25 protein-coding genes are annotated in these 22,956 nt (G+C 63.3%); 13 read left to right on the top strand and 12 right to left on the bottom strand.

Annotated features, from left to right (window positions below):
* Positions 1–80: 80 nt before the first annotated feature.
* The 3 genes from OKA05_RS15635 (at position 81) to OKA05_RS15645 (ending at position 2,696) form a co-directional block, all read left to right on the top strand.
* Complete coding sequence (locus OKA05_RS15635; protein WP_264488104.1) at positions 81–842, top strand: AraC family transcriptional regulator; 762 nt, start codon at positions 81–83, stop codon at positions 840–842.
* Positions 843–1,199: 357 nt separating this feature from the next.
* Entirely contained in the window at positions 1,200–2,018 is an 819-nt protein-coding gene (locus OKA05_RS15640; protein WP_264488105.1) for a protein-disulfide reductase DsbD domain-containing protein, read from the top strand.
* Positions 2,019–2,087: 69 nt separating this feature from the next.
* Positions 2,088–2,696: a redoxin family protein gene (locus OKA05_RS15645; RefSeq protein ID WP_264488106.1), complete on the top strand. Its 609-nt coding sequence runs from the start codon at positions 2,088–2,090 to the stop codon at positions 2,694–2,696.
* Between the two features lie 187 nt (positions 2,697–2,883).
* Here the strand turns inward: OKA05_RS15645 and OKA05_RS15650 are convergent, their stop codons facing one another.
* The 7 genes from OKA05_RS15650 to OKA05_RS15680 all read right to left on the bottom strand — a co-directional run bounded on the left by OKA05_RS15650 (position 2,884) and on the right by OKA05_RS15680 (position 13,244).
* Complete coding sequence (locus OKA05_RS15650; RefSeq protein ID WP_264488107.1) at positions 2,884–3,510, bottom strand: response regulator; 627 nt, start codon at positions 3,508–3,510, stop codon at positions 2,884–2,886.
* Positions 3,511–3,520: 10 nt separating this feature from the next.
* The gene (locus OKA05_RS15655; RefSeq protein ID WP_264488108.1) at positions 3,521–6,460 is read right to left on the bottom strand and encodes a sensor histidine kinase; all 2,940 of its coding nucleotides are present in this window, start codon (positions 6,458–6,460) and stop codon (positions 3,521–3,523) included.
* 159 nt (positions 6,461–6,619) lie between these two features.
* Positions 6,620–8,848: a hypothetical protein gene (locus OKA05_RS15660; RefSeq protein ID WP_264488109.1), complete on the bottom strand. Its 2,229-nt coding sequence runs from the start codon at positions 8,846–8,848 to the stop codon at positions 6,620–6,622.
* Between the two features lie 5 nt (positions 8,849–8,853).
* Complete coding sequence (locus OKA05_RS15665) at positions 8,854–10,842, bottom strand: BatA domain-containing protein (RefSeq protein WP_264488110.1); 1,989 nt, start codon at positions 10,840–10,842, stop codon at positions 8,854–8,856.
* A complete protein-coding gene (locus tag OKA05_RS15670; protein ID WP_264488111.1) occupies positions 10,839–11,735 on the bottom strand; it encodes a DUF58 domain-containing protein in 897 nt (298 codons plus the stop codon). Before OKA05_RS15670 ends, OKA05_RS15665 begins: the two co-directional genes overlap by 4 nt.
* 58 nt (positions 11,736–11,793) lie before the next feature.
* Complete coding sequence (locus OKA05_RS15675; protein WP_264488112.1) at positions 11,794–12,198, bottom strand: four helix bundle protein; 405 nt, start codon at positions 12,196–12,198, stop codon at positions 11,794–11,796.
* Positions 12,195–13,244, bottom strand: a complete 1,050-nt coding sequence (locus OKA05_RS15680; protein ID WP_264488113.1) for an AAA family ATPase — start codon at positions 13,242–13,244, stop codon at positions 12,195–12,197. The genes OKA05_RS15675 and OKA05_RS15680 overlap by 4 nt, the downstream gene beginning before the upstream one ends.
* Positions 13,245–13,356: 112 nt before the next feature.
* Here OKA05_RS15680 and OKA05_RS15685 point away from each other — a divergent pair, with 112 nt between their 5' ends.
* The 5 genes from OKA05_RS15685 (at position 13,357) to OKA05_RS15705 (ending at position 16,373) form a co-directional block, all read left to right on the top strand.
* Positions 13,357–14,004, top strand: coding sequence for a 3-keto-disaccharide hydrolase (locus tag OKA05_RS15685; RefSeq protein WP_264488114.1), 648 nt, complete (start codon positions 13,357–13,359; stop codon positions 14,002–14,004).
* A 281-nt stretch (positions 14,005–14,285) separates the two neighbouring features.
* Positions 14,286–14,654 (top strand): 30S ribosomal protein S13, encoded by a 369-nt coding sequence (gene rpsM / locus OKA05_RS15690; protein WP_264488115.1) that lies wholly within the window; start codon positions 14,286–14,288, stop codon positions 14,652–14,654.
* A 30-nt stretch (positions 14,655–14,684) separates the two neighbouring features.
* On the top strand, positions 14,685–15,254 hold the full coding sequence (rpsK, locus tag OKA05_RS15695; RefSeq protein ID WP_343226970.1) for a 30S ribosomal protein S11: 570 nt from the start codon (positions 14,685–14,687) through the stop codon (positions 15,252–15,254).
* Positions 15,255–15,272: 18 nt separating this feature from the next.
* Complete coding sequence (gene rpsD / locus OKA05_RS15700; protein ID WP_264488116.1) at positions 15,273–15,884, top strand: 30S ribosomal protein S4; 612 nt, start codon at positions 15,273–15,275, stop codon at positions 15,882–15,884.
* A 99-nt stretch (positions 15,885–15,983) separates the two neighbouring features.
* The gene (locus OKA05_RS15705) at positions 15,984–16,373 is read left to right on the top strand and encodes a hypothetical protein (protein WP_264488117.1); all 390 of its coding nucleotides are present in this window, start codon (positions 15,984–15,986) and stop codon (positions 16,371–16,373) included.
* 13 nt (positions 16,374–16,386) lie between these two features.
* Here the strand turns inward: OKA05_RS15705 and OKA05_RS15710 are convergent, their stop codons facing one another.
* On the bottom strand, positions 16,387–17,022 hold the full coding sequence (locus OKA05_RS15710; protein ID WP_264488118.1) for an arylesterase: 636 nt from the start codon (positions 17,020–17,022) through the stop codon (positions 16,387–16,389).
* Between OKA05_RS15710 and OKA05_RS15715 the strand changes: the two genes are divergently transcribed.
* Positions 17,016–17,753 (top strand): ABC transporter ATP-binding protein, encoded by a 738-nt coding sequence (locus tag OKA05_RS15715; RefSeq protein ID WP_264488119.1) that lies wholly within the window; start codon positions 17,016–17,018, stop codon positions 17,751–17,753. The genes OKA05_RS15710 and OKA05_RS15715 overlap by 7 nt on opposite strands.
* A gap of 2 nt (positions 17,754–17,755) precedes the next feature.
* On the opposite strand, the gene OKA05_RS15720 is transcribed toward OKA05_RS15715, so the two are convergent.
* Entirely contained in the window at positions 17,756–18,460 is a 705-nt protein-coding gene (locus OKA05_RS15720) for a DUF72 domain-containing protein (protein ID WP_264488120.1), read from the bottom strand.
* A 142-nt stretch (positions 18,461–18,602) separates the two neighbouring features.
* Between OKA05_RS15720 and OKA05_RS15725 the strand changes: the two genes are divergently transcribed.
* Positions 18,603–19,073: a hypothetical protein gene (locus OKA05_RS15725; protein WP_264488121.1), complete on the top strand. Its 471-nt coding sequence runs from the start codon at positions 18,603–18,605 to the stop codon at positions 19,071–19,073.
* Between the two features lie 60 nt (positions 19,074–19,133).
* A complete protein-coding gene (locus tag OKA05_RS15730; RefSeq protein WP_264488122.1) occupies positions 19,134–20,036 on the top strand; it encodes a hypothetical protein in 903 nt (300 codons plus the stop codon).
* Position 20,037: 1 nt separating this feature from the next.
* On the opposite strand, the gene OKA05_RS15735 is transcribed toward OKA05_RS15730, so the two are convergent.
* Entirely contained in the window at positions 20,038–20,499 is a 462-nt protein-coding gene (locus OKA05_RS15735; protein WP_264488123.1) for a DUF5069 domain-containing protein, read from the bottom strand.
* Positions 20,500–20,596: 97 nt separating this feature from the next.
* Here OKA05_RS15735 and OKA05_RS15740 point away from each other — a divergent pair, with 97 nt between their 5' ends.
* Positions 20,597–21,016: a VOC family protein gene (locus OKA05_RS15740; RefSeq protein WP_264488124.1), complete on the top strand. Its 420-nt coding sequence runs from the start codon at positions 20,597–20,599 to the stop codon at positions 21,014–21,016.
* A 15-nt stretch (positions 21,017–21,031) separates the two neighbouring features.
* Here the strand turns inward: OKA05_RS15740 and OKA05_RS15745 are convergent, their stop codons facing one another.
* A complete protein-coding gene (locus tag OKA05_RS15745; RefSeq protein ID WP_264488125.1) occupies positions 21,032–21,823 on the bottom strand; it encodes an RDD family protein in 792 nt (263 codons plus the stop codon).
* Between the two features lie 163 nt (positions 21,824–21,986).
* Between OKA05_RS15745 and OKA05_RS15750 the strand changes: the two genes are divergently transcribed.
* Positions 21,987–22,454: an SRPBCC family protein gene (locus tag OKA05_RS15750; protein ID WP_264488126.1), complete on the top strand. Its 468-nt coding sequence runs from the start codon at positions 21,987–21,989 to the stop codon at positions 22,452–22,454.
* 19 nt (positions 22,455–22,473) lie between these two features.
* On the opposite strand, the gene OKA05_RS15755 is transcribed toward OKA05_RS15750, so the two are convergent.
* Positions 22,474–22,890: a hypothetical protein gene (locus tag OKA05_RS15755; protein WP_264488127.1), complete on the bottom strand. Its 417-nt coding sequence runs from the start codon at positions 22,888–22,890 to the stop codon at positions 22,474–22,476.
* Positions 22,891–22,956 lie beyond the last annotated feature (66 nt).

Raw genomic sequence — 22,956 nt, forward strand, 5'->3', positions numbered from 1 at the left:
AACCGGGCGGAATTTCAAGCTGACGTAGAAACGCTAAGAGAGCTTGTAGGATTGCGGGAGAGACTTGTATGTTTCTGCCAGTGGACACACCGAGCGACCGCCGCAAATGGTTGGAGGAACTCCCCCCGGGGCAATTCCGACATCTCTTCGACCACCTTCCCGGCACCCTCTTTTTCGCGAAGGACCGTGAGGGGCGCCTGATGGCAGGAAACCCCGCTTTCGTGAAACGCTGCGGTTTCCAGCGCGAGGACCAGATCGTCGGTCTCACCGACAAACAGATCTTCCCGCCGCGGCTCGCGGAGAAATACCACCGCGACGACGAGAAGGTCGTCCAGAACAAGCAGCCGATGCTGGGACTGATCGAGCTGTTCCCGAATTCTCAGGGCAAGCCGGAGTGGTTCATCACCGACAAGCTGCCGCTGTTCGACAAGACCGGTGAGGTCTGCGGACTCTGCGGCACCGTCCGCAGTTACGAAGAGCAGCGCGCGGCCATCCAGCCCTACCTGGAGCTCGCCGAGGTGGCGGAGCACCTGAAGACGAACTTCCGCGAGCGCCTCGAAGTTTCCGAGCTTGCGCAGATCGCCGGGCTCTCCGTGCGGCAGTTCGAGCGCAAGTTCCGCAAGACCTTCCAAACCACGCCGCGCAGCTACCTGATGCGGATGCGCGTGATCAAGGCGTGCGAGCTGCTGGCGACCACCAACTTGCCGATCACTGAGGTCGCGCTGGAGGCTGGCTTCTACGACCACAGCGATTTCTCCCGGCAGTTCCGCAAGCACATGGGCCAGGCACCCACGGCCTACCGCCGTGAAAAGCGCGGGGCGGGGAAGACGCTGCCGAGGTGAGGTGCCGCGGTGGGCAGGGAAGAGGATTCACCGCCAAGACGCCAAGGACGCCAAGTTTGGAGATGAGGGTGGGAACAACGAAACGAGCGGAACGAACGAAAGGGATGAAGAAGCAAGCGGGGGATGCGGCCTGATCGAGATTACCGCAGAGACGCGGAGGTCGCAGAGGGACGCAGAGTTGAAAAGGACGACCGTCCAGCAATCGACTTCGGTTCAGCACTCTCCTCCGCTTCACTTGGCGATCTTGGCGTCTTGGCGGGGGGGAATTCACCCTCCTCGCAAAAGCCCCGGTCTTCAAAAGCCAAACCCAAAACAAACCGGTGGCGGGGCAGGGCATTCGGCGCTTGGATGGCACGGATGAAACTCTCCGCCCTCCTTGCCGCCGGCCTGCCGTTTGGTATGACCACCTTCGCCGCCGAGAAGTCCGGCCACGCCGAAGCCGAGCTGATCGCTGGCGTAACCTCTTATCAGCCCGGCAAGCCCGTGCCGGTTGGCATCAAGCTGAAGATCGAGCCCGGTTGGCACAGCTACTGGGTGAATCCGGGCGTGGGTGGCATGCCGCTTTCCGCGAAGTGGACCCTGCCCGCGGGCTGGACCGCCGGCGAGCTCCAGGCACCGGTGCCAAAGCGCTTCATGACCGGCGACCTGCCCGGCTTCGGCTACGAGGGCGAGGCGGTCTATCGCGTCGATCTCACCCCGCCCGCCGGCGCGACCGGCGAGGCCGAGCTGAAGGTGGCGCTTTCGTGGCTGACTTGTAACGAAAGCGCCTGCGTGCCCGGCGATGCGGAGGTTTCCGTGAATTTGCCCGCCGGTGATGGTGCGGCGAGCAAGGACGCGGCGGTGCTAGCGGCGGCCGAAAAGAAGATTCCCGCGCCCGTGAAGGACCTCGTGATGAGCGTCACGGAAGAGAGTGACAAAATGGTCGTCATCACCCTTCAGGCCCACCTCTCGATTATCGGGAAGTTCGACCCGGTCGGCAGTTCGCTTTTCCCTGCCACTCCGGAAGTGATCGAGGCGGGGGAGAAGCCCGTCTTTGTGAAAACCGGAGCCGACAACTGGACCGCCAAGGCCAAAAAGAATGAATACGCGGAAGGCCCGGCCACTCTACTCGATATCGTCCTGACCGGCGGGAAGCTCGAGCGCCCGCTGATCGTGTCATGGCGAAAGGAGAAGTGACGGGATTTCCATTGGACAGCCCGTCGCCCCTCGACACCGTCCTCAATTCAATCCCTACCCATCGAAACCATGAAACAACACACGTTCCTCGGCGCCGTGCTCGGTGCCATGATTTGCTCATCCACCGCCTGGGCCATTGAGCCCGGCGACGCTGCACCCGCCTTCTCCGTGAAAAACGTGAAGGGCGAGGAAGTCACCCTGGCCTCCCAGAAGGGCAAGGTCGTAGTCCTTGAGTGGGTCAACTACGAGTGCCCCTATGTGAAGAAGCACTACGGCAGCGGCAACATTCCGAAGCTTCAGGAGAAATACACCGGCAAGGATGTCGTGTGGATCACCGTCAATTCCTCCGCCGAAGGAGCGCAGGGCTACCTCGCCGCCGCCGATCTCGCCGAGCGCTCGAAGAAGGAAGGCAACAAGGCCAGCCAGATCGTGCTCGATACCGATGGCTCGGTCGGCAAGGCCTACGGTGCCAAGACCACGCCTCAGTTGTTCGTGATCGATAAGGAAGGCAAGGTCGCCTACAACGGCGCGATCGATTCCAAGAACACGACCGACGTAAAGGATATCGAGTCCGCTGACAGCTACGTCTCGGATGCGCTCGATGCTGTGCTCGCCGGTAAGAGCGTGGACAAGGCGAAGACCCCTCCCTACGGCTGCGGCGTGAAGTACGCGAAGTAAGCTTTTTCAGGTTGGATTGCTTTCTGTGATTCCAACGAGCCCCGGGGTTGCAAGTCCCCGGGGCTTTTTCGTGAAACCGTGCTGGGGCATCTTGCCACAGTCCGTTGAGAGGGCGTCTCGCCCCTCCAGTGAAGCACAGGGGCGAGACGCCCCGGCAACGGACTGGAGCGAGACGCTCCAGCTACGTTTACTTGAGATACTTGATCAGCGCCTCGCTGCGCGAGCGGACGTGGAGCTTCTGGTAGATGTGCTTCAGGTGGAAGCGCACGGTGTCGAAGCTGATGCCCATCTGATCGGCGATCTCCTTCGTGATGTAGCCCTTGGCCAACAGCGCCAACACTTCTTCCTCGCGGTTGGTGAGTTGCTCAAGGTCGGCGTCCTTCGCCTTGGGCGGCTTGCGGAAGGACTCGACCACCTTGCGGGCAATCTCACCACTCATCGGGGCTCCGCCGAACCAGACGTCCTTCACGGCATCGACGATTTCCTGCCGTGGCGTGCGTTTCAGCATGTAGCCGCTGGCCCCGGCTTCCAGTGCCTTGAAGACCAGGTCGGCGTCGCCGAAGACCGTGAACACCAGCACCTGGATTTCGGGTGCGATGGCCTTCAAGCGCACGGTGCACTCGATGCCGCTGATGCCAGGGAGCTGGATGTCCATGATTACCACGTCCGGCTTGAGCGTGGGCAGGTGCTCCAATGCCTCCTCACCGCTCGGGTAGCTGTTGAGAAAGGTCAGGCTGGCCGCGCGCTCGACGGTCCGCGTGAGCATTTCGCGGATCTCGACGTTGTCTTCGACGATGGCGACGCTGATGGGCATGGGGATTACTTTACTTTGAAAGCGGGACGATGACGGTGATCGAGGTGCCCTGGCTGGAGCTCTGGATTTCGACCGAGCCTCCCAATTCCATGACACGTTCGCGGATGTTATGCAACCCGTGACGGCCGCTGGTCTCCGCATCTTCGGGCAGGCCGTGCCCGTCGTCGCGGAAGCCAAGGCGGTAGCACCCGTCTTCCACGCGAATGTCGAGGTCGAGGTGACTTGCCCCGGAATGCTTCAGGGCGTTGTTCATGATCTCCTTGGCGGTGAGGAACAGGTGGTGCCGCGCATCCGGCGAGAGCGGTTGACCGGGAATGTCTGGCGCCACGTGGACGCGACAGCGCAAGGGTGAGTCGCGGAAGTACTCGATGGCGTACTGGCAGATGTAGGAGGAGAGCGCGGCCAGCGTGTCATTCTGCGGGCTGACGGTCCACACGGCGGCATCCAGGTCGCGGGCGATCCCGCGCACGCGGCTGGCGAGGCGGACGGAGTAGCTTTTCATCTCCTCCGGTTCGCTGACGTCTTCCGCCAGTTCCTCCGCCATCATGCCGATCTGCGTGAAGCTGGCACCGAGACCATCGTGCAAGTCGCGGGCGATGCGCGAGCGTTCGAGATCGACCCGGCGGGTCGCTTCCAGTTCCAGCAGGCGTGCCTGCAGCCGCTGGTGCGACCAGTAGCGGACCGCCAGGATGAGCAGCGTGGTGCCGCTGGCCAAGCCGAGCATACGTGCCCACCACGTCTCCCACCAGGCGGGGACGACCTCGAGCGGGACCGTCGCCGTGGCAGAGCGCCAGGAAAGGTCGCCATTCGTCGCCATCACCTCGAAGCGGTAGTGGCCGGGCTTGAGCTGGGAGTAGGTGGCGGTGCGCTGTGTGCCGGCGTCGTTCCATTCACTCTCGAAAGGATCGAGGCGATAGCGGAAGCGGACTTTCTCCGGCGAGATGAAAGTAGGCGCGGTGAAGATGAACTCCCGCTTGCGGGCGGCGGAGGGAAGCCGGGCGGTGTCGAGCGCGACCGATTTGTTGTCGACCAGCAGCTTTTCGATGTGAACCCGCGGGCTCTTGCGCGTCCGCGTCTGCCGGGCGGGATCAGCGATGACCAGGCCCTTGCGGGAGACGAAGAACAGCCGGCCATCGTACGTTTTCCATGAGCTGGGCTGGTAGTTCGCGGAGGCGGAGAAGCCTGGCAACCCGTCGGCCGCGCCGAATTTCACCGGCGTCACGGCATCGATCTTTCCATCCGCGCAGTCGAGCAGTTCGCTCTTGTCCACCTTGAACAAGGCGCGGCTGGTGCCGAACCAGAGCGCGCCGTAGTCGTCCGACAGCAATTGTGACACGACCTCGTCCGGCAGTCCTTGCTCCTGATTGAGCAGGGCAAACCGTCCGTCGCGTCCGATGAGCAGGCCACCGCCGCCCGTGCCTACCCAGAGCGTGCCGTCCGCGTCGCTGACCAAGGCGCGAATGCCGGTGCCTTCGAGATCGCCGGGGAGTTGCTGGCGAGTGAAACGCCCGTCTTTTCCCCGGAATAGCGCGCCCTTTTCCGTCCCGACCCAAATCGCGCCCGAGCCATCTTCACAAATGGCCTGCGCCTGCACGCCGGTATATCCGTGGGACTCGTTGTAGAGGGTCACCTTGCCCTCCTGCGCGCTGGCCAACAGCTTGCCTTCACCGCCGGTCCACACGGTGCCGTCGCGGGTGACATGAATGGCGTGGACCCGGCCCAGAGGTGGCAGGTCGAGCCATTCGGGCGGCAGGGTCAGGTCGCTCGACACCGAGCCGACGCGGTTGTGCCCGCCGAACCACAGCCGCCCCATGGTATCGGGAAAGACGGCGATTGCCTTCGCCGGCCAGCCTGGAAGATCGGGCGGCGGCTGGATCTTGCCGTCGCTCACCCGCCGCAGACCGAGCACGCTATTGGCAAACCAGATTCGGCCGGGAGGGCCTTCGCAGACACCGCCCTCGATGGCGGGCGCCCAGCCGGCACTGGCGTCGAGCAGTTGGAAGCGCGCCGGTTGCACCAGATTCAGGCCGCCTCCGGTGGTCCCGGCCCAAATGTTGCCCTCAGCATCCCGGCAGAGGGATGCCATCCGCTGGTGCGAGGTGGGAATGGGTTGAAAGGTCGTTCCCGCGCAACGGAACAAGCCATTGGACTTCGTGGCGATCCACACCGCGCCCTCACCGTCTTCCAAGAGGGCCGCGGGAGGGGCAGAGGACCAAGGCGTGGTCGCGGCGACCTGCGCTGGCGTTTCGCTGTCCCAGCGCCACAGCGCGTCGCCCGAAGCCACCCACAGCCCGCCGGTGCTGCAGGGGGCGATGGTCACTGCACGCGCGGGAATTTCGGGAACGGGCAGCAATGATTTTCCATCGAAGCGCTCCAAGCCGCTTCCGCGGGCGAGGAAGACTGTGCCCGAGCGATCCATCGCGAGCGAGCCGGGAGTCAGGATCTGCGTGGCTTCCAGTCGCGGGAAATGCTGCACCTTACCGTGGTCCCATCGCCATACCTGCCGGCCCTCCGAAATCACCCAGAAGACATCGGCGGCCTCTTGGAACAGCGCGATGATGCGCGGTGCGTTCCCCAGCTTTTCACTCAGGGGATGGACCGAAAAGCCGTCCTGGGTCAGCCGCACCAGTCCGCTTTGGTCGCAGGCGATCAAGAGCGTTTCCGGATTCTCGTCGATCAGTTCCACCACCCGGGAGGTCCGCGGGCTTTTCAGCAACGGTGACCGGCGCGGGAGGAATTCGATGCCATCGAAGCGGACCAAGCCCCCTTGGGTGGCCACCCATAGGAAGCCGTCCGGCCGCTGATAGATCGCGTTCACGCTGTTGTGCGGCAGCCCCTCGTCGGTCTCCCACGAGCGGGTGGCGAAGCGCATGTCGCCCGTGTCCTGCGCCAGCGCGGCGGGACAGAGGATCGCCAGCAACAGCAGGATCAGTTGCGGAAGGCGGGGCATCGATCGCTTTGTAGCAGCGGAGTGGGTTTACAAGGAGCGCGGAATTCGTGCTGCCCCGAGAGCCGGGTAACACAGCTTACGAAGCGATTGGGTTTCACGGCGCTCCGCCATGCTAGGTTTGCCCACACCGACCGACAGCTACCACAATGAGTAGGGCTGTTAGAACGCTCCGTTCAACTTCCGCCCGGTCCAGAAGATGGCCAGCAGCAGCACCACCAGCGCCACGGCCGCCCAGTGCGACCACAGGGCCACGCGATTCTCAATCGGGCGGGGCTCGGGCAGGGCGGTGATCTCCTTGATGAGTTCCGGGAGTTGCTCGGGTGAAATCGTCCGGCCGCGGGCAATGCGGGCCATCTCCTGCAGCACGTCGGGCCGCGCCGGTTGGCCGGTTTGTTCAAGCTCCGCGCCTTGGGCGAGCAGCTTGGTTTCCACCGGCTCGGCACCGGCTTCGTCGATAGAGGCTTTCAATTGCCACTCGCCCGGAAGGCTAATGCGCAGGCGGCCCGAATAGGCACCCCAGGCGGTGTCGTTCTTCTCAAGGACGACGCGCTCCTTGGTGCCGTCGGGCGCAGTGGCATCGACATACACGTCGCCCTCCTGGAGCGGCGCGCCATTCTTGTCGAAGGCGTTCGCATTGAAGGTGACGGTGTCGCCGGGCACCGGGCGCTCCGGGGTGAAGTACAGGCGCACCCGCTGGCCGGCGGCCATGTTCCGCTGGTAGGACATCCAGCGCGCCACCTGGCCCCAGAAGCGGTAGTGATACTTGTCCTCGACGCCGCGGCGCCAACGCCAGGCGGAGTCGATGCCCATGAACAGCACCTTGCCGTTGCCCGCCGACTTGGTGACGATCAGCGGCACGGGGCCGAAGCGACCGCGGCGGTTGGCGTGCACGGCAAGCACTTCGGTGCCGCCCTTGGACTTCAGCACCGGCGCATGCCAGTGAAAGCCGGGCAAGCTGCGCCAGACATCCGGGTTCGATTCCTCGGAGTCGGCCAGCATCGTGAGGAGTGAGCCCCGGCCCTCGCCCGTCAGGGTGAGCGGCGAGGCGACCGGATCGTGCAAGCCTCCCTTGGTTTCCTCGTCGTAGATCACCGGAACCAGGTCGCCGAGCGCGGAATCTAACAGCGTGAACTGGTTGCCCTGCGGGCCGGGCATGAAGACGATACCGCTGGCCTGATTCTCGACCAAGCCGCGCAGCAGCTCGCACTGGTCCTTGGTCAACTGGTCCGGGGCGACGCCGACGTCGCCGAGGAAGATCACATCGTATTTGGAAAGGTCCTCCGGCTTGGAGGGGAACTCCTGGATGTAGTCCGGGCCATCGCCTCTCCCGAGCTGCGGGTGGAACAGCAGGCAGGAAAGCTCGACGCCGGGGTCGCGGGACAGGGCGTTGCGCAGGTAGCGGTATTCCCAGCGCGGCAGGGTTTCGATGACCAGCACCTTGATCGACTCAGGCCGGCCGGAGAGGGTGAACTTGCGCGAGTTGTTCGCCTCGATGCGTTCGCCATCGGCCACCGGTACGGAGAGTTCGAGCGTGGACGCCCCTTCCTTCTCCAGTCGCCAGAGGATGGCATCGTAGGTGGTCTCACCGGGTGGCAGGACGATCTCCTTGGTCTTCTCGCGGCCGGCATCGTCCTTGAGGCGGACGATGGTGCGGACCTCGCGCTCCAACGAGGAACGGATGGTGAAGGGGATCTGCACGTTCTCGCCAACGATGCCGTAGGCCGGTGCGGTCACCGCGAGCAGGTCGAGGTCGGGCAACCGCTTCTTGCTGCCGACCGGGATCGTGAAGAGCGGCACGCCGCGCTGGAGCATCTTCTGGGCGGCCACGACCGGCGGCTGGCCAGTGTTGTAGTCGCCATCGGAGAGCAACACGGCCGCGCGGAGATTGGTTTCGTTTTCGAGCAGGTCTTCGATCGGCGAGGAAAGGTCGGTGCCTGCGAGCGCGGCGGCGGCGGGATCGGCCGGTGGTTCGCCGAAGGAGCGATCTACGAGTTCATTCTTTCCGCCATCCTCCAGCGAATCCCACAGTGGGCTATCGAGCGCGGCGCGGGTCCACTGGGCGCGGGAAACGACGCCGCGCTGTGGCGAAAGGATGTCCGGCATCTCGGCATCGAGCGTTTCCATCGACCGCGACGCGTCCCACAGGATGGCGATGCGCGGCTTGGTCTCCGGGTGGAGGATGGTGAGCCACTCCGGCTTCCACAGCAGAAGTACGACGAATAGCGTACAAACGAATCGCAAGCCTTCTAACAGGGCCGTGCGCTTCGGATGCGGGCTGCGCTTCCACGACAACACGCACAGCACGCCGACAGCCGCGAGCGCGATCAACCCGATCACCAGCGTGGCCGGGGTCGGGGTGAAATGGAGGTTGTAGAAGTGGAAAGACAAGGCGGTCAGGCGTTGGACGGGCGGCCCGGAAGCGGGGCATTGGAGGCCGCGCTCTTCTTCGGCAGGCAAAGCAGCGCCTCCGACAGCAGGAAGCAGAGCATGGCGATGAGGAAGGCCTGCCACAGCGGCTGGCTGCCATTGGCCCGGGTGGTCGTGCTACGGTCCTCGAAGAAGGTGGCGTCGAGGCCCTCGAAAAGTCCCTTCGCGGCATTGTTCTCCAGCAGCTCCAGGTCGTCCTCCGCCGCCGGGCGGTTGAGGGCGAGGGTGCGCTCGCCGAAGCGGTGGATGCCTGCTTCATACGCTTCGTTCGATGGAACCGGCGCGCCGTAGTCGTCGAGCCGGATGCGGCCTTCACCGGGACGTGGCTGGGAGAGCCGGCTGCCGATGGTGGCGAGGTAGCCGGTATCGAAACGCTTTGCGCCCTCGATGACGAGACGCTGGCTGACCGGCAGCAGCACATCGGCATCGGCGAGATTCGACCACGTGTAGTCCGGCTGCGAGCTGATGAACCATGCGGTGCCACGGTCGAAGACACGGCGGGACAAGAACGGCCGGCCATCGTCCCAGCGGGCGAGGGTGGTGCCCTCGCCTTCGGGCAGGCGGCGTTTCACCGCCTTGAACCGGTCGGCGGGGACCGGCGTGCCATCGAGGCCGTCGCTCAGCAGGCCGTCGTCGTGATCCCACGAATCGAGGATGAAGAACTTGCCCTCCTCCGACTGCGTGATGGGCGACCATTTCATGGCGGCGAAGGCAGCATCGCTGTCCTCCAGCGGGGCGAAGAACAGCACTTGCCCACCATCGGAGAGGAAGCGGACGAGCGACTCGGCGACTTGGCCGGTGGGCAGTGGCGCGGCCCAGAAAATCGCGGCGACACCATCGAGATCGAGCCGCGAGATCTGCGCGGGATCGAGTCGTTCGACGGTCTGCCCATGGTGGCCGCCGGGCGCGGAGGCGATGGTGAGGTAGTCGGCAGCCTCGCCGGGCGGGGCGACCAACAGGCTCTTGATCGGCAGGGCCGGGCCGTAGGCGAAGAAGGCGGCATTGTCGCGGAGATTGCCATCGCCGGGAATCGAGAGCCAGCCGTAGCCGGAATCCTCGCTCGGCGGGATCGGCACGGTCTTGCGGAAGCGGAAGTTCTGGCCGGCGAGCGTGACGTTCGAGGTGCTGCGCACCCCGTTGAGCGTGGCGGTCAGTGGCAGGTTGACAGGCGCGGAGGAGTCGTCATTGCGGGTGATCTCGATGTCGAGCACGAGCTGCGCGCCGGCACGACGGGAGGAAAGCAGGCGGATGGACTGGTTTGGCGAAGCCTCGCCGCCGAGGGAAAGGACGCGAAGCTTCGGTTGCTCGGGCAGCGAGGAAAGCGCCGCGCGGACGGACGTCCAGCGGTCGTTCTGCGGTTGCCAGCTCGTCGCCTGCATGTCGGAGGCGATCCACACCTCGGCGCGGCCCGGTGTTTCGGTAAGAAACTCGGCGGCTCGCGAGGCAAGCGTGGAAAGGTCGGCGGCGGTGTCGGTGGCAGCCGTCGAGGAGATCGAGGTGAGAACTTCCGGACTTGGCACGTCCTGCGGTTGGCCGGAGGCGCTGTCGATGAGCACAAGCCGGGTGCCGTCGAGATCGGCGAGCGCGCTCTTCACCCGCTCCAGCGCGAGTTCGCGGCGGGGGACGGTGCCGTTCTTGGGAGTCGCCTCCATGCTCGCCGAACGGTCTAACAAAAGCACCACCAGGTCCGGCTTGCCGCCGCTCCAGCCAAGGACATTGCTGAGCAGTGGTCGCGCCGCGGCGGTGGCCAGTGCGGCGACGCCGAGGGCGCGGCAGGTGAGGATGAGGATGTGACGCAGGCGCTTTTTGCCGCGCGACTCGCGGGTGGCCTTGAGCAGGAACTGCATGGCCGCCCACATGACGGTCTTGTGCCGCCGGCGGTTGAGCAGGTGAATGACGATCGGGATCGCCGCCGCGAGCAGGCCCCAAAGCAGCAGTGGCTGGAGGAAACTCATGAGTGGCCTTTTTTCGGCAAGCGTGCGGTCAGGAAGTCACGCAACAGCGGCTCCAGGGGTGTGTTCGTCGGGACCAGTTGGTAGTCCGCCGCGGCGTCGTGGCACTTGACCTTCACCGTCGCGAGGAAGTCGCGCAGGGCGCGATGATAGTCGTCGGCAATCAGCGTGGGCTCCACGACCAGCGAGGTGCCGTCTTCCATGTCCACGAAGCGGTGCGGGCGATCGAACTCGAAGCCGAGCTCCTGCGGGTCCATCAGGTGGAAGACGCAGATGTCGTGCTTGCGATAGCGGAGGTGCTGGAGGGCGTCCGAAAAGGCCTGTGGGTCGGTGAAGAGGTCGGAAAGAATGACGACGAAGGCGCGCTGGCCGATCTTTTCCGCGATGGTGTGCAGCGCGGGTACAAGGCCGGTTTCGCCGGATGGCTCGAGCTTTCCGAGCGTGTCGAAGATGTGCTGCAAATGCGCGGGGCGGCGGCTCGGCGGCACTTCAAGGTGGAGCTTGTCGGTGCAGACCGACAGGCCGGCGGCGTCGCCTTGGTTGACGAGCAGGTAGGCCAGCGAGGCCGCGATGCGATTGGCATAGGCGATCTTCGACTCGCCTTGGCCGTGGAATTTCATCGAGCCCGATGCATCCACCACGAAGTAGGCGCGGAGGTTGGTATCGGCCTCGAATTCCTTGATGTAAAACCGGTCGGAACGGGCGAAGGCCTTCCAGTCCAAGCGGCGGGTGTCATCACCTGGGACATACTTGCGATACTCCGCGAATTCCACCGACGACCCGCGGTGCGGCGAGCGGTGCTTGCCGGCCACATTGCCAAGCATCGGCACCCGCGTCTCCACCGGGATAGAGCCGAGCCGGGCAAGCAGGCCGCTGTCCAGAAAGTCATACTTCATTGCGCAAAATCGGCCCTCAGAGACCAGAGACAAGAAACCAGAGACCAGAAGAAAGGCATCATGATTCGTGGCCGACTTTTTGCATGAGGCCGGAAAGCATCCGCGAAATCTCGCGGGTTTCCTCGATCATGGAGTCTGTTTTGGCGAAGGGATCGAGGCCAAGCTCCCGGCAGACCTCGCGATGAACCATGAGTTGGGTCCGCAATTCGCCGCAGGAGCCCTTGCTGTAGCCGAGAAAGCGGCAGAAATCGGCGTCGCTTGGTCGTTCAGCTCCTTCGGCAATGTTTGAGGGGATCGAAAGTGCTGACCGCTGGATCTGGTCTTTCAGCGCGAAGTCGCGGGAACCGTGAGAAGCCACAAAGACGTCGACCGCCAGACGGCAGCCGCGCCGCCAAACCTCTAGGTTCTCAAAGTTGTGTGAGTGCATTTTCTGGTCTCTTGCTTCTGGTTTCTGGTCTCTCAATCTTCGCGCATTTCGGCGATCAGTCGCTCGACAACTTTCTTCGAGGTCATGCCTTGGGATTCGGCGGCGAAGTTGGTGATCACGCGGTGGCCGAGGACCGGGACGGCGACAGCTTCGAGGTCCTCGAGGCTGGCCATGTAGCTGCCGCGGAGGGCAGCGCGGGCTTTGGAGCCGAGCACAAGATACTGCACCGCGCGCGGGCCGGCACCCCAGGCGACGTAGTCCTTGATCCAGGCGGGCGCTTCCGGTGTGCCGGGGCGGGTCTTGCGGACGATCGAGACGGCGTAGTCGTAGAGGTGCTCCGGCACCGGCATGCGGCGGACGAGTTGCTGGTAGGCCAAGACGGCGTGGCCATCCAGCAGGTGATTGAGCGTGGTGCGGGCGGTGCCGGTGGTTTCCCGGGCGATCCGCTTTTCTTCCTCCCGGCTCGGGTAGTCGACCTCGATCAGGAACATGAAGCGGTCGAGCTGTGCTTCGGGCAGGGGATAGGTGCCTTCCTGCTCGACCGGGTTTTGCGTCGCGAGCACGAAGAACGGCGGCTGGAGATCGTAGCTGCGGCCCAGCACGGTGACCTTGAGCTCCTGCATCGCCTCCAGCATGGCGGACTGGGTCTTGGCCGGGGCACGGTTGATTTCATCCGCCAGCACGATATTCGCGAATACCGGGCCGCGGACGAATTCGAACTCGCGGCGGCCGCCGACGCCGGATTCCTGGATGATGTCGGTGCCGGTGATGTCGGCCGGCATCAGGTCCGGGGTGAACTGGATGCGGTTGAAGGTCAGGTCGAAGGTCTTGGCGACGGAGGAAACCAGCAGCGTTTTCGCAAGGCCGGGAACGCCCATCAGCAGGGCGTGGCCCTTTGCAAACAGGCAGATGGCGAGCTGCTCGATGACCCGCTCCTGGCCGATGATCGCCTTGCCGAGTTCCGCCTTCAGGGCGCCGTAGGTTTTGCCGAGCTGGTCAATGGCCGCCACATCGTCGGGCGGGAGCTGGTGATCCGAATAACTGGTGGGGACGACGGGTGGGTCGGCGATGGTTTCTTCCATGTAAGCGGGCGGTTTGCGGAATTTCAGCGAAGCTAGAGAGGGGTCTCGTTTTGTCGAGAATGATGAACCAAATGCGACTTGTGAGGGAGGGGCTAGCAGTCAGGCTGCCAGTATGCTACGCCAACTTCTCCTCTCCGCGTTCATCGCGGGTGCCGCCTCCGCGAAAGAGGCCGCCTGGACCTCGCTTTTCGACGGGAAATCCCTCTCCGGCTGGGTCGCGGCCAAGGGGGGGAAGCCGGGCGACGGCTGGAAGGTCGAGGACGGCTGCATCCACCGGGCCGGGAAGGGCGGGGATATCCTCAGCGAGAAGGAGTACAAGGATTTCGAATTCGAGTTTGAGTGGAAGATCTCCGCGAAGGGTAACAGCGGCGTGAAATACCGGGTGCAAAAGTCGCCTGCCGGCTGGCTGGGCCCGGAATATCAGGTGCTGGATGACGCCGGACACCCGAATGGCAAGGTTGCGGACACCACGGCCGGCTCCCTTTACGAAATCGCCCCGGCCGCCAAGGACAAGGACCTCAAGCCGGCCGGCGAGTGGAATGTTTCCAAGATCGTGGCCAAGGGCACCGTGCTGGAGCATTGGCTCAACGGGAAGCTGGCGGTGAAGATCGACACAGCCGGCAAGGAGTGGCCGGAGCTGAAAAAGGCCAGCAAGTTTGCGAAGTTCGATGATTTCGCCGGCCCGGCTGCAGGGAAACTCCTGCTACAGGACCACGATGATGAGGTCTGGTTTCGGAATCTGCGGATTCGGGAGCTTTGAGCGGAGAACAACGAAATCGGCGAAACGAGCGAAATGGGAAGGGCGGGGGAGTTCCCGGTGCTTTCAAATTTCGTCTATTTCGCTCGTTTCGTGGTCGATTCCTCCGATCTTCCCCCAATCCCGAAGGCTCGTGAAATTCTTCACCGGAAAATTTCGATTTCCCACTTGCCAGAGGGGTCGCGTCTGCTAAACAGCCCGCCCGCTTCGGAGGGCCGGACGCGTATTCACGTCTATTCACGTCTTTCCTCTCTAAATCGGATCTCCGCTCACCACAGCATCACATGGCACGTATTTTCGGCATCGAAATCCCCAACGAGAAGCGCATCGAAGCGTCGCTCCGCTATATGTATGGCGTTGGCGCGACCACCGCTTCACGCATCCTCGAGCAAGCGGGCATCGACCCGGACATCCGCACCGGTCAGCTCACTGAAGACCAGCTCGTGAAGATCGCCACCGTGATCCAGAGCCAGGGCATCATCATCGAAGGTGACCTCCGCCGCGAAAAGCAGGCACAGCTCAAGCGTCTCACCTCCATCAACTGCTACCGCGGCCTGCGCCATAAGCGCGGCCTTCCCGTCCGCGGCCAGCGCACCCGCACCAATGCCCGCACCCGCAAGGGCAAGCGCCGCACCGTCGGCGTGAAGAAGTAATTGCCCTGAATTTCAGAACGTTTTTCACAAATGGCTGACGAAGAAACCATCCCCGCGGCTGCTGAAGCCGCCCCGGCCGAGGCTGCTGCCCCGGCTGCCGCCGCCGCTCCGGCACCCGCCGCAGCGCCTGTGGCTGCTCCTGCCGCGGAAGAAGTCGCTCCCAAGAAGGACGACAAGAAGCGCGACATCTTTGCTGAGATCGCTGGTGCCGAAGAGACCCAGATCAAGATCCACAAGGCAAAGGGGTCCAAGAACATCTCGCGCGGCATCGTCCACGTGACCGCCACCTTCAACAACACCATCGTCAGCGTCACCGACTCCAACGGTAACACGCTCGGCTGGTCGAGCGCCGGCAAGATGGGCTTCAAGGGCTCCCGCAAGTCCACCGCCTACGCCGCCCAGGTCGTCTCCCAAGACGCCTGCCGCCAAGCGATGGGCCACGGCCTGAAGGAAGCTGAAGTCCGTGTCAAGGGACCGGGCTCCGGCCGCGAGTCCGCTGTCCGCGCCGTCCAAGCCCTCGGCATCGAGCTGCTCTCGATCAAGGACGTCACCCCGATCCCGCACAACGGTTGCCGTCCGAAGAAGGCGCGCCGCGTTTAATCGCACTTTTATCAGATCATGGCTCGTTATACCGGACCCCGCACCAAGATCAGCCGCCGCTTTGGCGTGGCTCTCTTCGGTTCCTCGAAAGCGCTCGAGCGCCGCAATTTCCCGCCAGGCCAGCACGGCCTGCGCGCCGGCCGCAAGAAGAAGAGCGACTACTCCGTCGCCCTCGGCGAAAAGCAGAAGCTCCGTTTTCAATACGGTGTGCTTGAGAAGCAATTCCGCGGCTACTACGAAGAAGCTGCCCGCCGCCGTGGCGTCACCGGCGAGATCCTGCTCCAGCTTCTCGAAACCCGCCTCGACAACGTCTGCTACCGTCTTGGCTTCGGCAACAGCCGTCAGGCCGCCCGCCAGCTCGTCAATCACGGTCACGTGCTCGTCAATGGCAAGCGCGTCGACATCTCGAGCTATCAGGTGAAGCCCGGCGACAAGATCAAGATCGGCGGTAAGCCGTCCTCGCAGCAGCTCGCCCTTCGCGCCCTCGACCTGACCCAGTCAGCTCCGCTGGTGGATTGGCTGACGATCGACAAGGAAGGCCTTGAAGGCACCGTTTCCCGCGTGCCAGAGCGTTCCGACATCGACCCGCTCGTCAACGAGCAGCTCATCGTCGAACTTTACTCGCGCTGATTTCCGCAAGGAATCGTCCGATTTCAAAAGACGCCCGGAGGCAACTCCGGGCGTTTTTTGTTGGTAAGCCGGAGGGTGGAAGGGACTGTGCCCGGGGAAATGGTATGGCTTGCCATCAGCTCCCTGAGCGCCGCCCGGATTGGCATCTCGGGTTGGGTAGCGCTGCTGCTGTTCGTCGCGCTGTTCCTGCTGGCGCTGCGGGTGTTGGACGATCCGGGCGAGGATTGGCCGGTTTACGTGTGGATCTCGCCATTCGTGTCTGCTTTCGCAGCGAGGCTGGCCATGGTCGGTGAAGCCCGCGGTTGGGAATCGTGGCTTGTTGCTTACCTTCTCGTCGCGGCGGCCACGTGGATCACGACCGGGCCGTGGGCGTCCTTCCATACGTGGCGTCGTCCCCTCTTGGCTGCCGTCACCCCGCTCCTGCTAGGGCTATCCATGGCGGCAGGTGCGTTCCTGGAACGATGGCTGCCGGAATTGCTGCTGAAGTGACGCCCCGGTACGATCAGAGCTCGCCCTTCAAGACCTTCCAAACACTCTCCGCCACCTTCTCCTGCCCTTTTTCGGTGGGGTGGATGCGGTCCTGCTGATTCAGCTCCTCGCTGCCGCCGACGCCTTCCAGGAGGAATGGCACCAGCGCCGCCTTCTTCTCGGTGGCGACCTTGGCAAAGAGTCCCTTGAACTTTTCCGTGAACTCCGCGCCCATGTTGTCCGGCATCTGCATGCCGGCCACGACGACCTTGATCGCCGGGTTCTTTTCCCGCGCCTTGTCGATGATCCCGGAAAGGTTCTTCTCCGTCTGCTCCGGGGAAATCCCGCGCAGGCCGTCATTGCCGCCGAGCGCGACGACCAGCACGTCGGCGCCTTTTCCCAAGGCCCACGAGACCCGTCGCAGGCCTCCTGCGGTGGTGTCGCCGCTGACGCCAGCATTCACCACGGTATAGGGCAGGCCGGCGGAATCGATCTTCTTTTGCAGCAGCGCTGGGTAGGCTTCCTGCGGGTCGAGCCCGTAGCCGGCGGTGATGCTGTCGCCGAGCACGACGATCCGCTTCTTCCCGCCATTTGCATCCGGCGCATCCTGTGCCCATAGTGCGCCGCCCGCCAATGCCAGCATCAGTCCCAGAAATCCCCGCAATGTCATCGCCCGCTAGCCTAGGATCCGCCGCAGATGCTGTCAAACGACCCCTTCTTGAGATCCATGAACTGACCAAGGTCCACCGCACCGCCAGCCATGAGCTGACCGTATTGCGCGAGGTCTCGCTGACCTTGGAGGAAGGCGACTCGCTCGCCATCATCGGGCCATCCGGCAGCGGCAAGACCACGCTGCTCGGCCTCTGCGCCGGGCTAGACAACGCGACTAGCGGCTCGGTCAAGCTGGCCGGTCAGGCTTTCGAGGATCTGGATCAAGACGCTCGCGCCGCGCTGCGCAACCGGCTGGTAGGCTTCGTATTCCAGAGTTTCCAACTGATCCCGACCCTGACCGCGATCGAGAACGTGCTGGTTCCACTCGAACTCCGCGGTGAAACCGGTCGCGAGAAGGATGCTGAGGAGCTGCTCCGCCAGGTCGGCCTCGGCGACCGGCTCGATCACTATCCGCTCCAGCTTTCCGGTGGCGAGCAGCAGCGGGTCGCCTTGGCCCGTGCCTTTATTCACCGGCCGCGCATCCTCTTCGCCGACGAGCCGACCGGAAATCTTGACGCGGATACGGCCGGGCCGATCGTGGAGATGCTCTTCAAGCTGAACCGCGAGGCTGGCACCGCGCTAGTTCTGGTCACGCACGATCCCACGCTCGCCGCCATGGCCCATCGGGTGGTGAAGATGAGCGGGGGACGCATCGTCGCGGAAGAGATCCACCCGCAGCAGGCTCACTGAGGCTAGGGGGCCAGCTTCTTTACCAGCGCCTTGGCAAACCCCGTGCCGGCTGCGGTGTCCTCGTGCTTGAGGTAGCCGAAGACCTCCGGCCATTTCTCCGACTGGTCTTGGATGAAATCCGCCCAATCGCGGATCTTGCGCGCCGTGTAGGCGTCGCGCCGCAACCGCAGATATCCGAAGTCCGCGGTGGCGACTCGCGGCGTGATGAGATCTTCCGACTCGGCCAAGCACAGGGCGGCATTTGACTTCGCGAGCCGGTCAAAGACCTCATCGGTGAACCACGACTCATGGCGGAACTCGAAAGCCACGCGCAGGCCGCCGGGCAATGATTCGAGGAAGTCGCCCAAGAGAGCAGCGTCTGCCTTGAAAGTCTCCGGAAGCTGGAACAGGACTGGCCCCAACTTCTTGCCGAGTCCCTTCACAGACTTCCGGAATTTGCTGATCGTGTCGCCACACTTTCGCAGCTTCGCGAAGTGCGTTACCCGCTGCGGCGCCTTCAGGCTAAAGCGGAAGTGGGCCGGCGTCTCGGCCTTCCAGCGGGCGATCGTCTTGTCGCTCGGCAAGCTACGGAAGGTGTAGTTGATCTCGGTGCTGTTGAACTCCCCGGCATAGAACGCCAGCATCTTCGGAAGCGACAGCTTCTCCGGATAGAAGGAGCCCTTCCACTCCTTGTACTGGAAGCCCGAGGTCCCGATCCATGTGTTCATCTTTTGGCATGCTTGGGGAAGCGACCGGGGAGCGCAATTCCGGAGGGCCGGCGGCAAGGCGATCCTCGAAAACGCAAATTGACTGCCTTCAACGGGAACCGCCTTGAATAGGGCGGAACTTCATCAAGTCTCACGAGGAACCATGCATACCCACCGCGTCCTGATGCTTGCCTCCGCTCTTGCGTTTCTGCCCGCCGTTTCCGCCGAGGAGAAGCAGGCGACAATGCCCATGCAGGTCACGCTTACGCGCACCAAGCTGCCGAGCGGAGAAAAACTCGAGGAAGTCACGACGATCACGGCCGTCAAGGATCGCTTGGAACTGGGCGGCACCCTCTCCTTCAATGCTGGCACGGCCGAGCTGCCCAGATACTGGACGGTGGAGTTCCGCGTTCAAAATCCCGAGTTGATGTACCTGAGTGTGAGCGACACGTCGCTCCTCAGGCAGGGAGTAAGGGAGGGAACAAGCTGGATGGCCCCCGTCGAACTCTTCGAGGTCACCGCGCCCTTCGATGGCACGGGCACCATGGTCGTCTACAAGACAAAGACCGAGTCTCTGACCCTTACGATCACGCCGGTTGCCGCCAAGGCCAAGGACAAGCCGGCAGCGGAGTGATCCCGCGATTGCAGCCGAGGTGACGTAATTCCTTCTCTTGGCGGTCCGTATCGTTCGTTTGTGACTGCCCTGAAACTGCTGCTTCTTACCCCGCTGCTGTGCTTCGCGTTGAGGGCTGAAGAAACGCAGCTCTTCTACGTTCCGACTCACACGCAGCTCACTGGCATCATCGTCAAGCAGGCACCTGAAGGAGAGTCCAGTCCTGCCGGACAGGCGAAACCGTCGTGGATACTGCGCCTGCCCCGGCCGGTCACCGTGAACCCCAAGAAAGGCAGAGAGACCGAGATCCTTGAGCGCGACGTCAGCGAAGTCCGGCTTGCAGGAGATGACAGGCTGATCGCCGCGGCGGCGGAGACCAAGTCGTCGGTGACTTGCTACGGGACGCTCTCTCGCACCGCGGAGGCAGGCGGTCGCCCGGTCATCGCGCTGGAAATGGGTGCCTTCAAGGTGGCTGCGCCACCCACCCGGGAAATCCGGAGTTCACCGGATGGCAAGATGTTCGTCGCCTGGGTGGATCACGACCTCGGGCCACCGCTGGGCGAGATTCGCTCGATCTTCCTGCGCTACGCCATCGATCAAGACACGCTCTTCTCAGTGGTGAGCTCGCCTCGCGACACGCAGGCGGCTTGGAATCCCTCGTCTTCCCGCTGCGTCATTGCCGATGCGCCGGACAACGGTGGCCCTCGGACTTGGCTGGCCGTTCACAAGTCACCCGACGAATGGGAATGGCAAACCCGCTTGATCGAGCCCTTTCGCGAGCTGGAGAAAAAGTTCCGTGAGTCCGATCCCGAGGTGCATCAGTTGTTCCGACCCTCTTTTCTCAAGATCGAGTGGCTCTCCAACACGAAGGTCCGCTTTCGCGCCTACTGCAATACCGGCACTTACTTCCTTACCCTGGATACCGATCGCCCCGATGAGCCGCCGGTGGAAGAGAAGCTCTCGGACAAGTTCTTGAAGGAGTAGCTCACTGCGGCGCGACGATGCGTCCTTCGTCCAGATCGATAAACTCGAACATCGTCTCCACGGTGCCGGGTGGCAGGCCGATTTCGGCGAGCCGTTCGTGCACCCGCTGCGCCCCGGAATCGCGCCAGCCGCGCTTCAGCATGAAGCCGTTCCAGACTTCCACTTCTTCGTCGGTTGGTCGGCGACCTTGAATGAAAGCCCACTCTAGCAGCTCTTCATCCGTCTTCCCGTCCTTCAGCGTCTCGGCTTCCAGAGCCGCGTAGTCGATACCGAGAAACCGGCAGCAGCGGTCGTCGAAGCTGTTCTTGTAGGCCAAGCCGCGTGCGACCTCCCAGCCTTCCGGCAGCTTGCCTGCCGCAGCGAGCCGGATCTTGTCGAGCATGCGGCCGAAGTAGACGAGGCCGAGGGTCGTTTCGGAAGGGCTGCGCAGGCCGGGAATGACGGTCGGGTAGGGCAGGGGCATGGGACCAGACAAGCAGCCGACGCCGTCTCTCGCAAGCGGCCGATGAAACGGCTGGCCAAGGAATGTGGATGCCTGCGATCCTCTCTAAATAACCTCCATGCTCCGTCCTACCCATATCGCCGAGACCGTGCTTTACGTGGACGACCTCGATCGCGCCGTTGGCTTCTACACCGTCCTCTTTGGTTCGCCGGCGCTGCGTCGTGACGAACACTTTTGCGCGCTCGGTATCGCGGAAGATCAGGTGCTGCTGTTGTTCGTGCGTGGGAACTCGCTGCAACCGTCGCATGTCGAGGGCGGAGTGATTCCCGCGCATGATGGTGCGGGACCTTTGCATGTGGCTTTCGGGATCGGAAGAGACGACGTTGGCCTGTGGGAAAGCCGATTGGAAGAGCAGGGGATTCCAATCGAGAGCCGCGTCAACTGGCCCGCCGGTGCCGTCAGCCTCTACTTCCGCGATCCAGACGACCACGCCGTTGAACTGATCACCCCGGGACTCTGGCAGATGGGGAATGCGTGATGGCTGGATATCTCGTCATGCCTCGCTGCCGAGGATGATCAGGCCGATGAAGCCCGCGACGAATCCGAGGAGCAAGAGCCACCGCCACCATTCAACCGGTTGATGGCTGACGGTGAAGTTCCCGGATTGATCCCACGAAGTGATCCCCTGGCCGGTCAGGCGACTGTAGGAGTAGATGTTCGTGACGAGAGCGATGATCGGAATTCCGAGCCCTTGACCGGCAATCCACACCGAGAGCGTGCGGCGGAATCCTTGGACGTAGCTCAGCTTGGACCCGTCCTTGTTTCTCACCCGCACTTTCAGGAGGGCCTTGAATGGAGTTGCTCCAAAGATTGTCAACAGCAAGGGCTCGTAGAAGGCATAGGCGAAGATCAGAATGACCGTGGAGAGAGTGTCATTCATCTCGATGAGTTCCGGTGCCACGATTGCAGCCCCGATGATGAAAATCACGCAGAAGGTCAGGAAGTCGAAGATCCGCGCCCAATAACGCACCCACGGCCGGATTTGGGGTCCCTCGGGAACATACGAGCCTGAGGCATGCGCGCTCCAGTCCACGCCGCTCAGCGGCGCGGCGGTCGGCGGTGCGTAGGGCGAGAAAGCGGAGTCGTCGCGCCCGACCGTCGTCTGGGGGACGGGAGCGGGAATGTTGAGCTCAGCCACCGAGTTCGCCGGCTTCCAATCGGTCATGCCCTCGCACCACACCAAGGCACCGGGGTCCAGGGTGCCGGCGGCAAACTTGGTCTGCAGGTCTTCCTTGGAAATCGGTCCGCGCTGTTCTCCCGCCTCGCCGTAATACCACCCGTTCATGCCGCCGATCCTTGCGGAATTCGGCGAGCCGAGCCAAGTATTACCTTATCTCCGTGATCGGGATTTCCCGAGGTAGAGATTGGCATCATCGGCACGAGAATTGTCCTGATGCTCCGCGCCCGTTCGTCGTAGAGATGAATACCTACCAACCCACGAACCAACCATGTCCACCGACACCACCACCACCAATACCGTTCGTTTCCATCGTGTGCTCCGTGCCAAGCCCGAGCGGGTTTATCGCGCCTTCATCGATCCGGATGCGATGGCGAAGTGGCTGCCGCCGCACGGCTTCACCGGCAAGGTCCATTCCATGGATGCCACTGTGGGCGGCGTCTACCGGATGTCCTTCACCAATTTCGGCACGGGAAGTAGCCACGCCTTCGGCGGGAAGTATCTCGAACTCAAGCCGAACGAGCGAATCCGCTATGATGACCAGTTCGAGGATCCGAAGCTGCCCGGCACCATGATCACCACCGTCGATCTGCGCGAGGTCTTCTGCGGCACGGAGATCAACATCGTCCAGGAAGGCATTCCCGCCATGATCCCAGCCGAGGCCTGTTACATGGGTTGGCAGGAGTCGCTCGCGCTGCTGGCCCTGCTGGTCGAGCCGGAGATTCCTGATCAGATGTAAGGAGCCGCGAAGAAGGCAGTCACTCCACGGCGTCGAGCAACCAGACTCCGTCGACTTTCACGAGCTTGGCCGTCACCTTGTGCTTTTCGCTTCCGAAAGTGGTGGTGAGCACGACTGAGGCGGCTGCGTCCCTGATCTCGGGTTTCTCCGCCTTGAAGGGCTTGGTCGGCACGTCCTGGGCATTGAGCACCGGATCGGCGTCGACCTCCTCGGCGTTCATGGCCTTGTCGTAGGCTTTCTTGAACTTCGGCGTGACCAGCTTCGACTTCGCCACCCACACCTTGGTGTCTTTGTTCGCTTCGACCTCGGCGACGTAGCCGGCGTAGAACTTTTCCGCCACTTGGCCGGGGCCATCGGCGGCGGCCTCCGCGGCGGAGGAGGGAAGCATCGTGAACAGCGAAACGATGGCGGCGAGCAGGAGGCGGAGCGTTTTCATCATCCTCAGAATGCTCCTGCCGCCAAGGGGGCGTCAATCCGCGCTTGTGCCGCCCCCGTGGACAGG

The organism is Luteolibacter arcticus (genome assembly GCF_025950235.1).
GTDB classification, from domain to species: Bacteria; Verrucomicrobiota; Verrucomicrobiia; order Verrucomicrobiales; family Akkermansiaceae; genus Haloferula; species Haloferula arctica.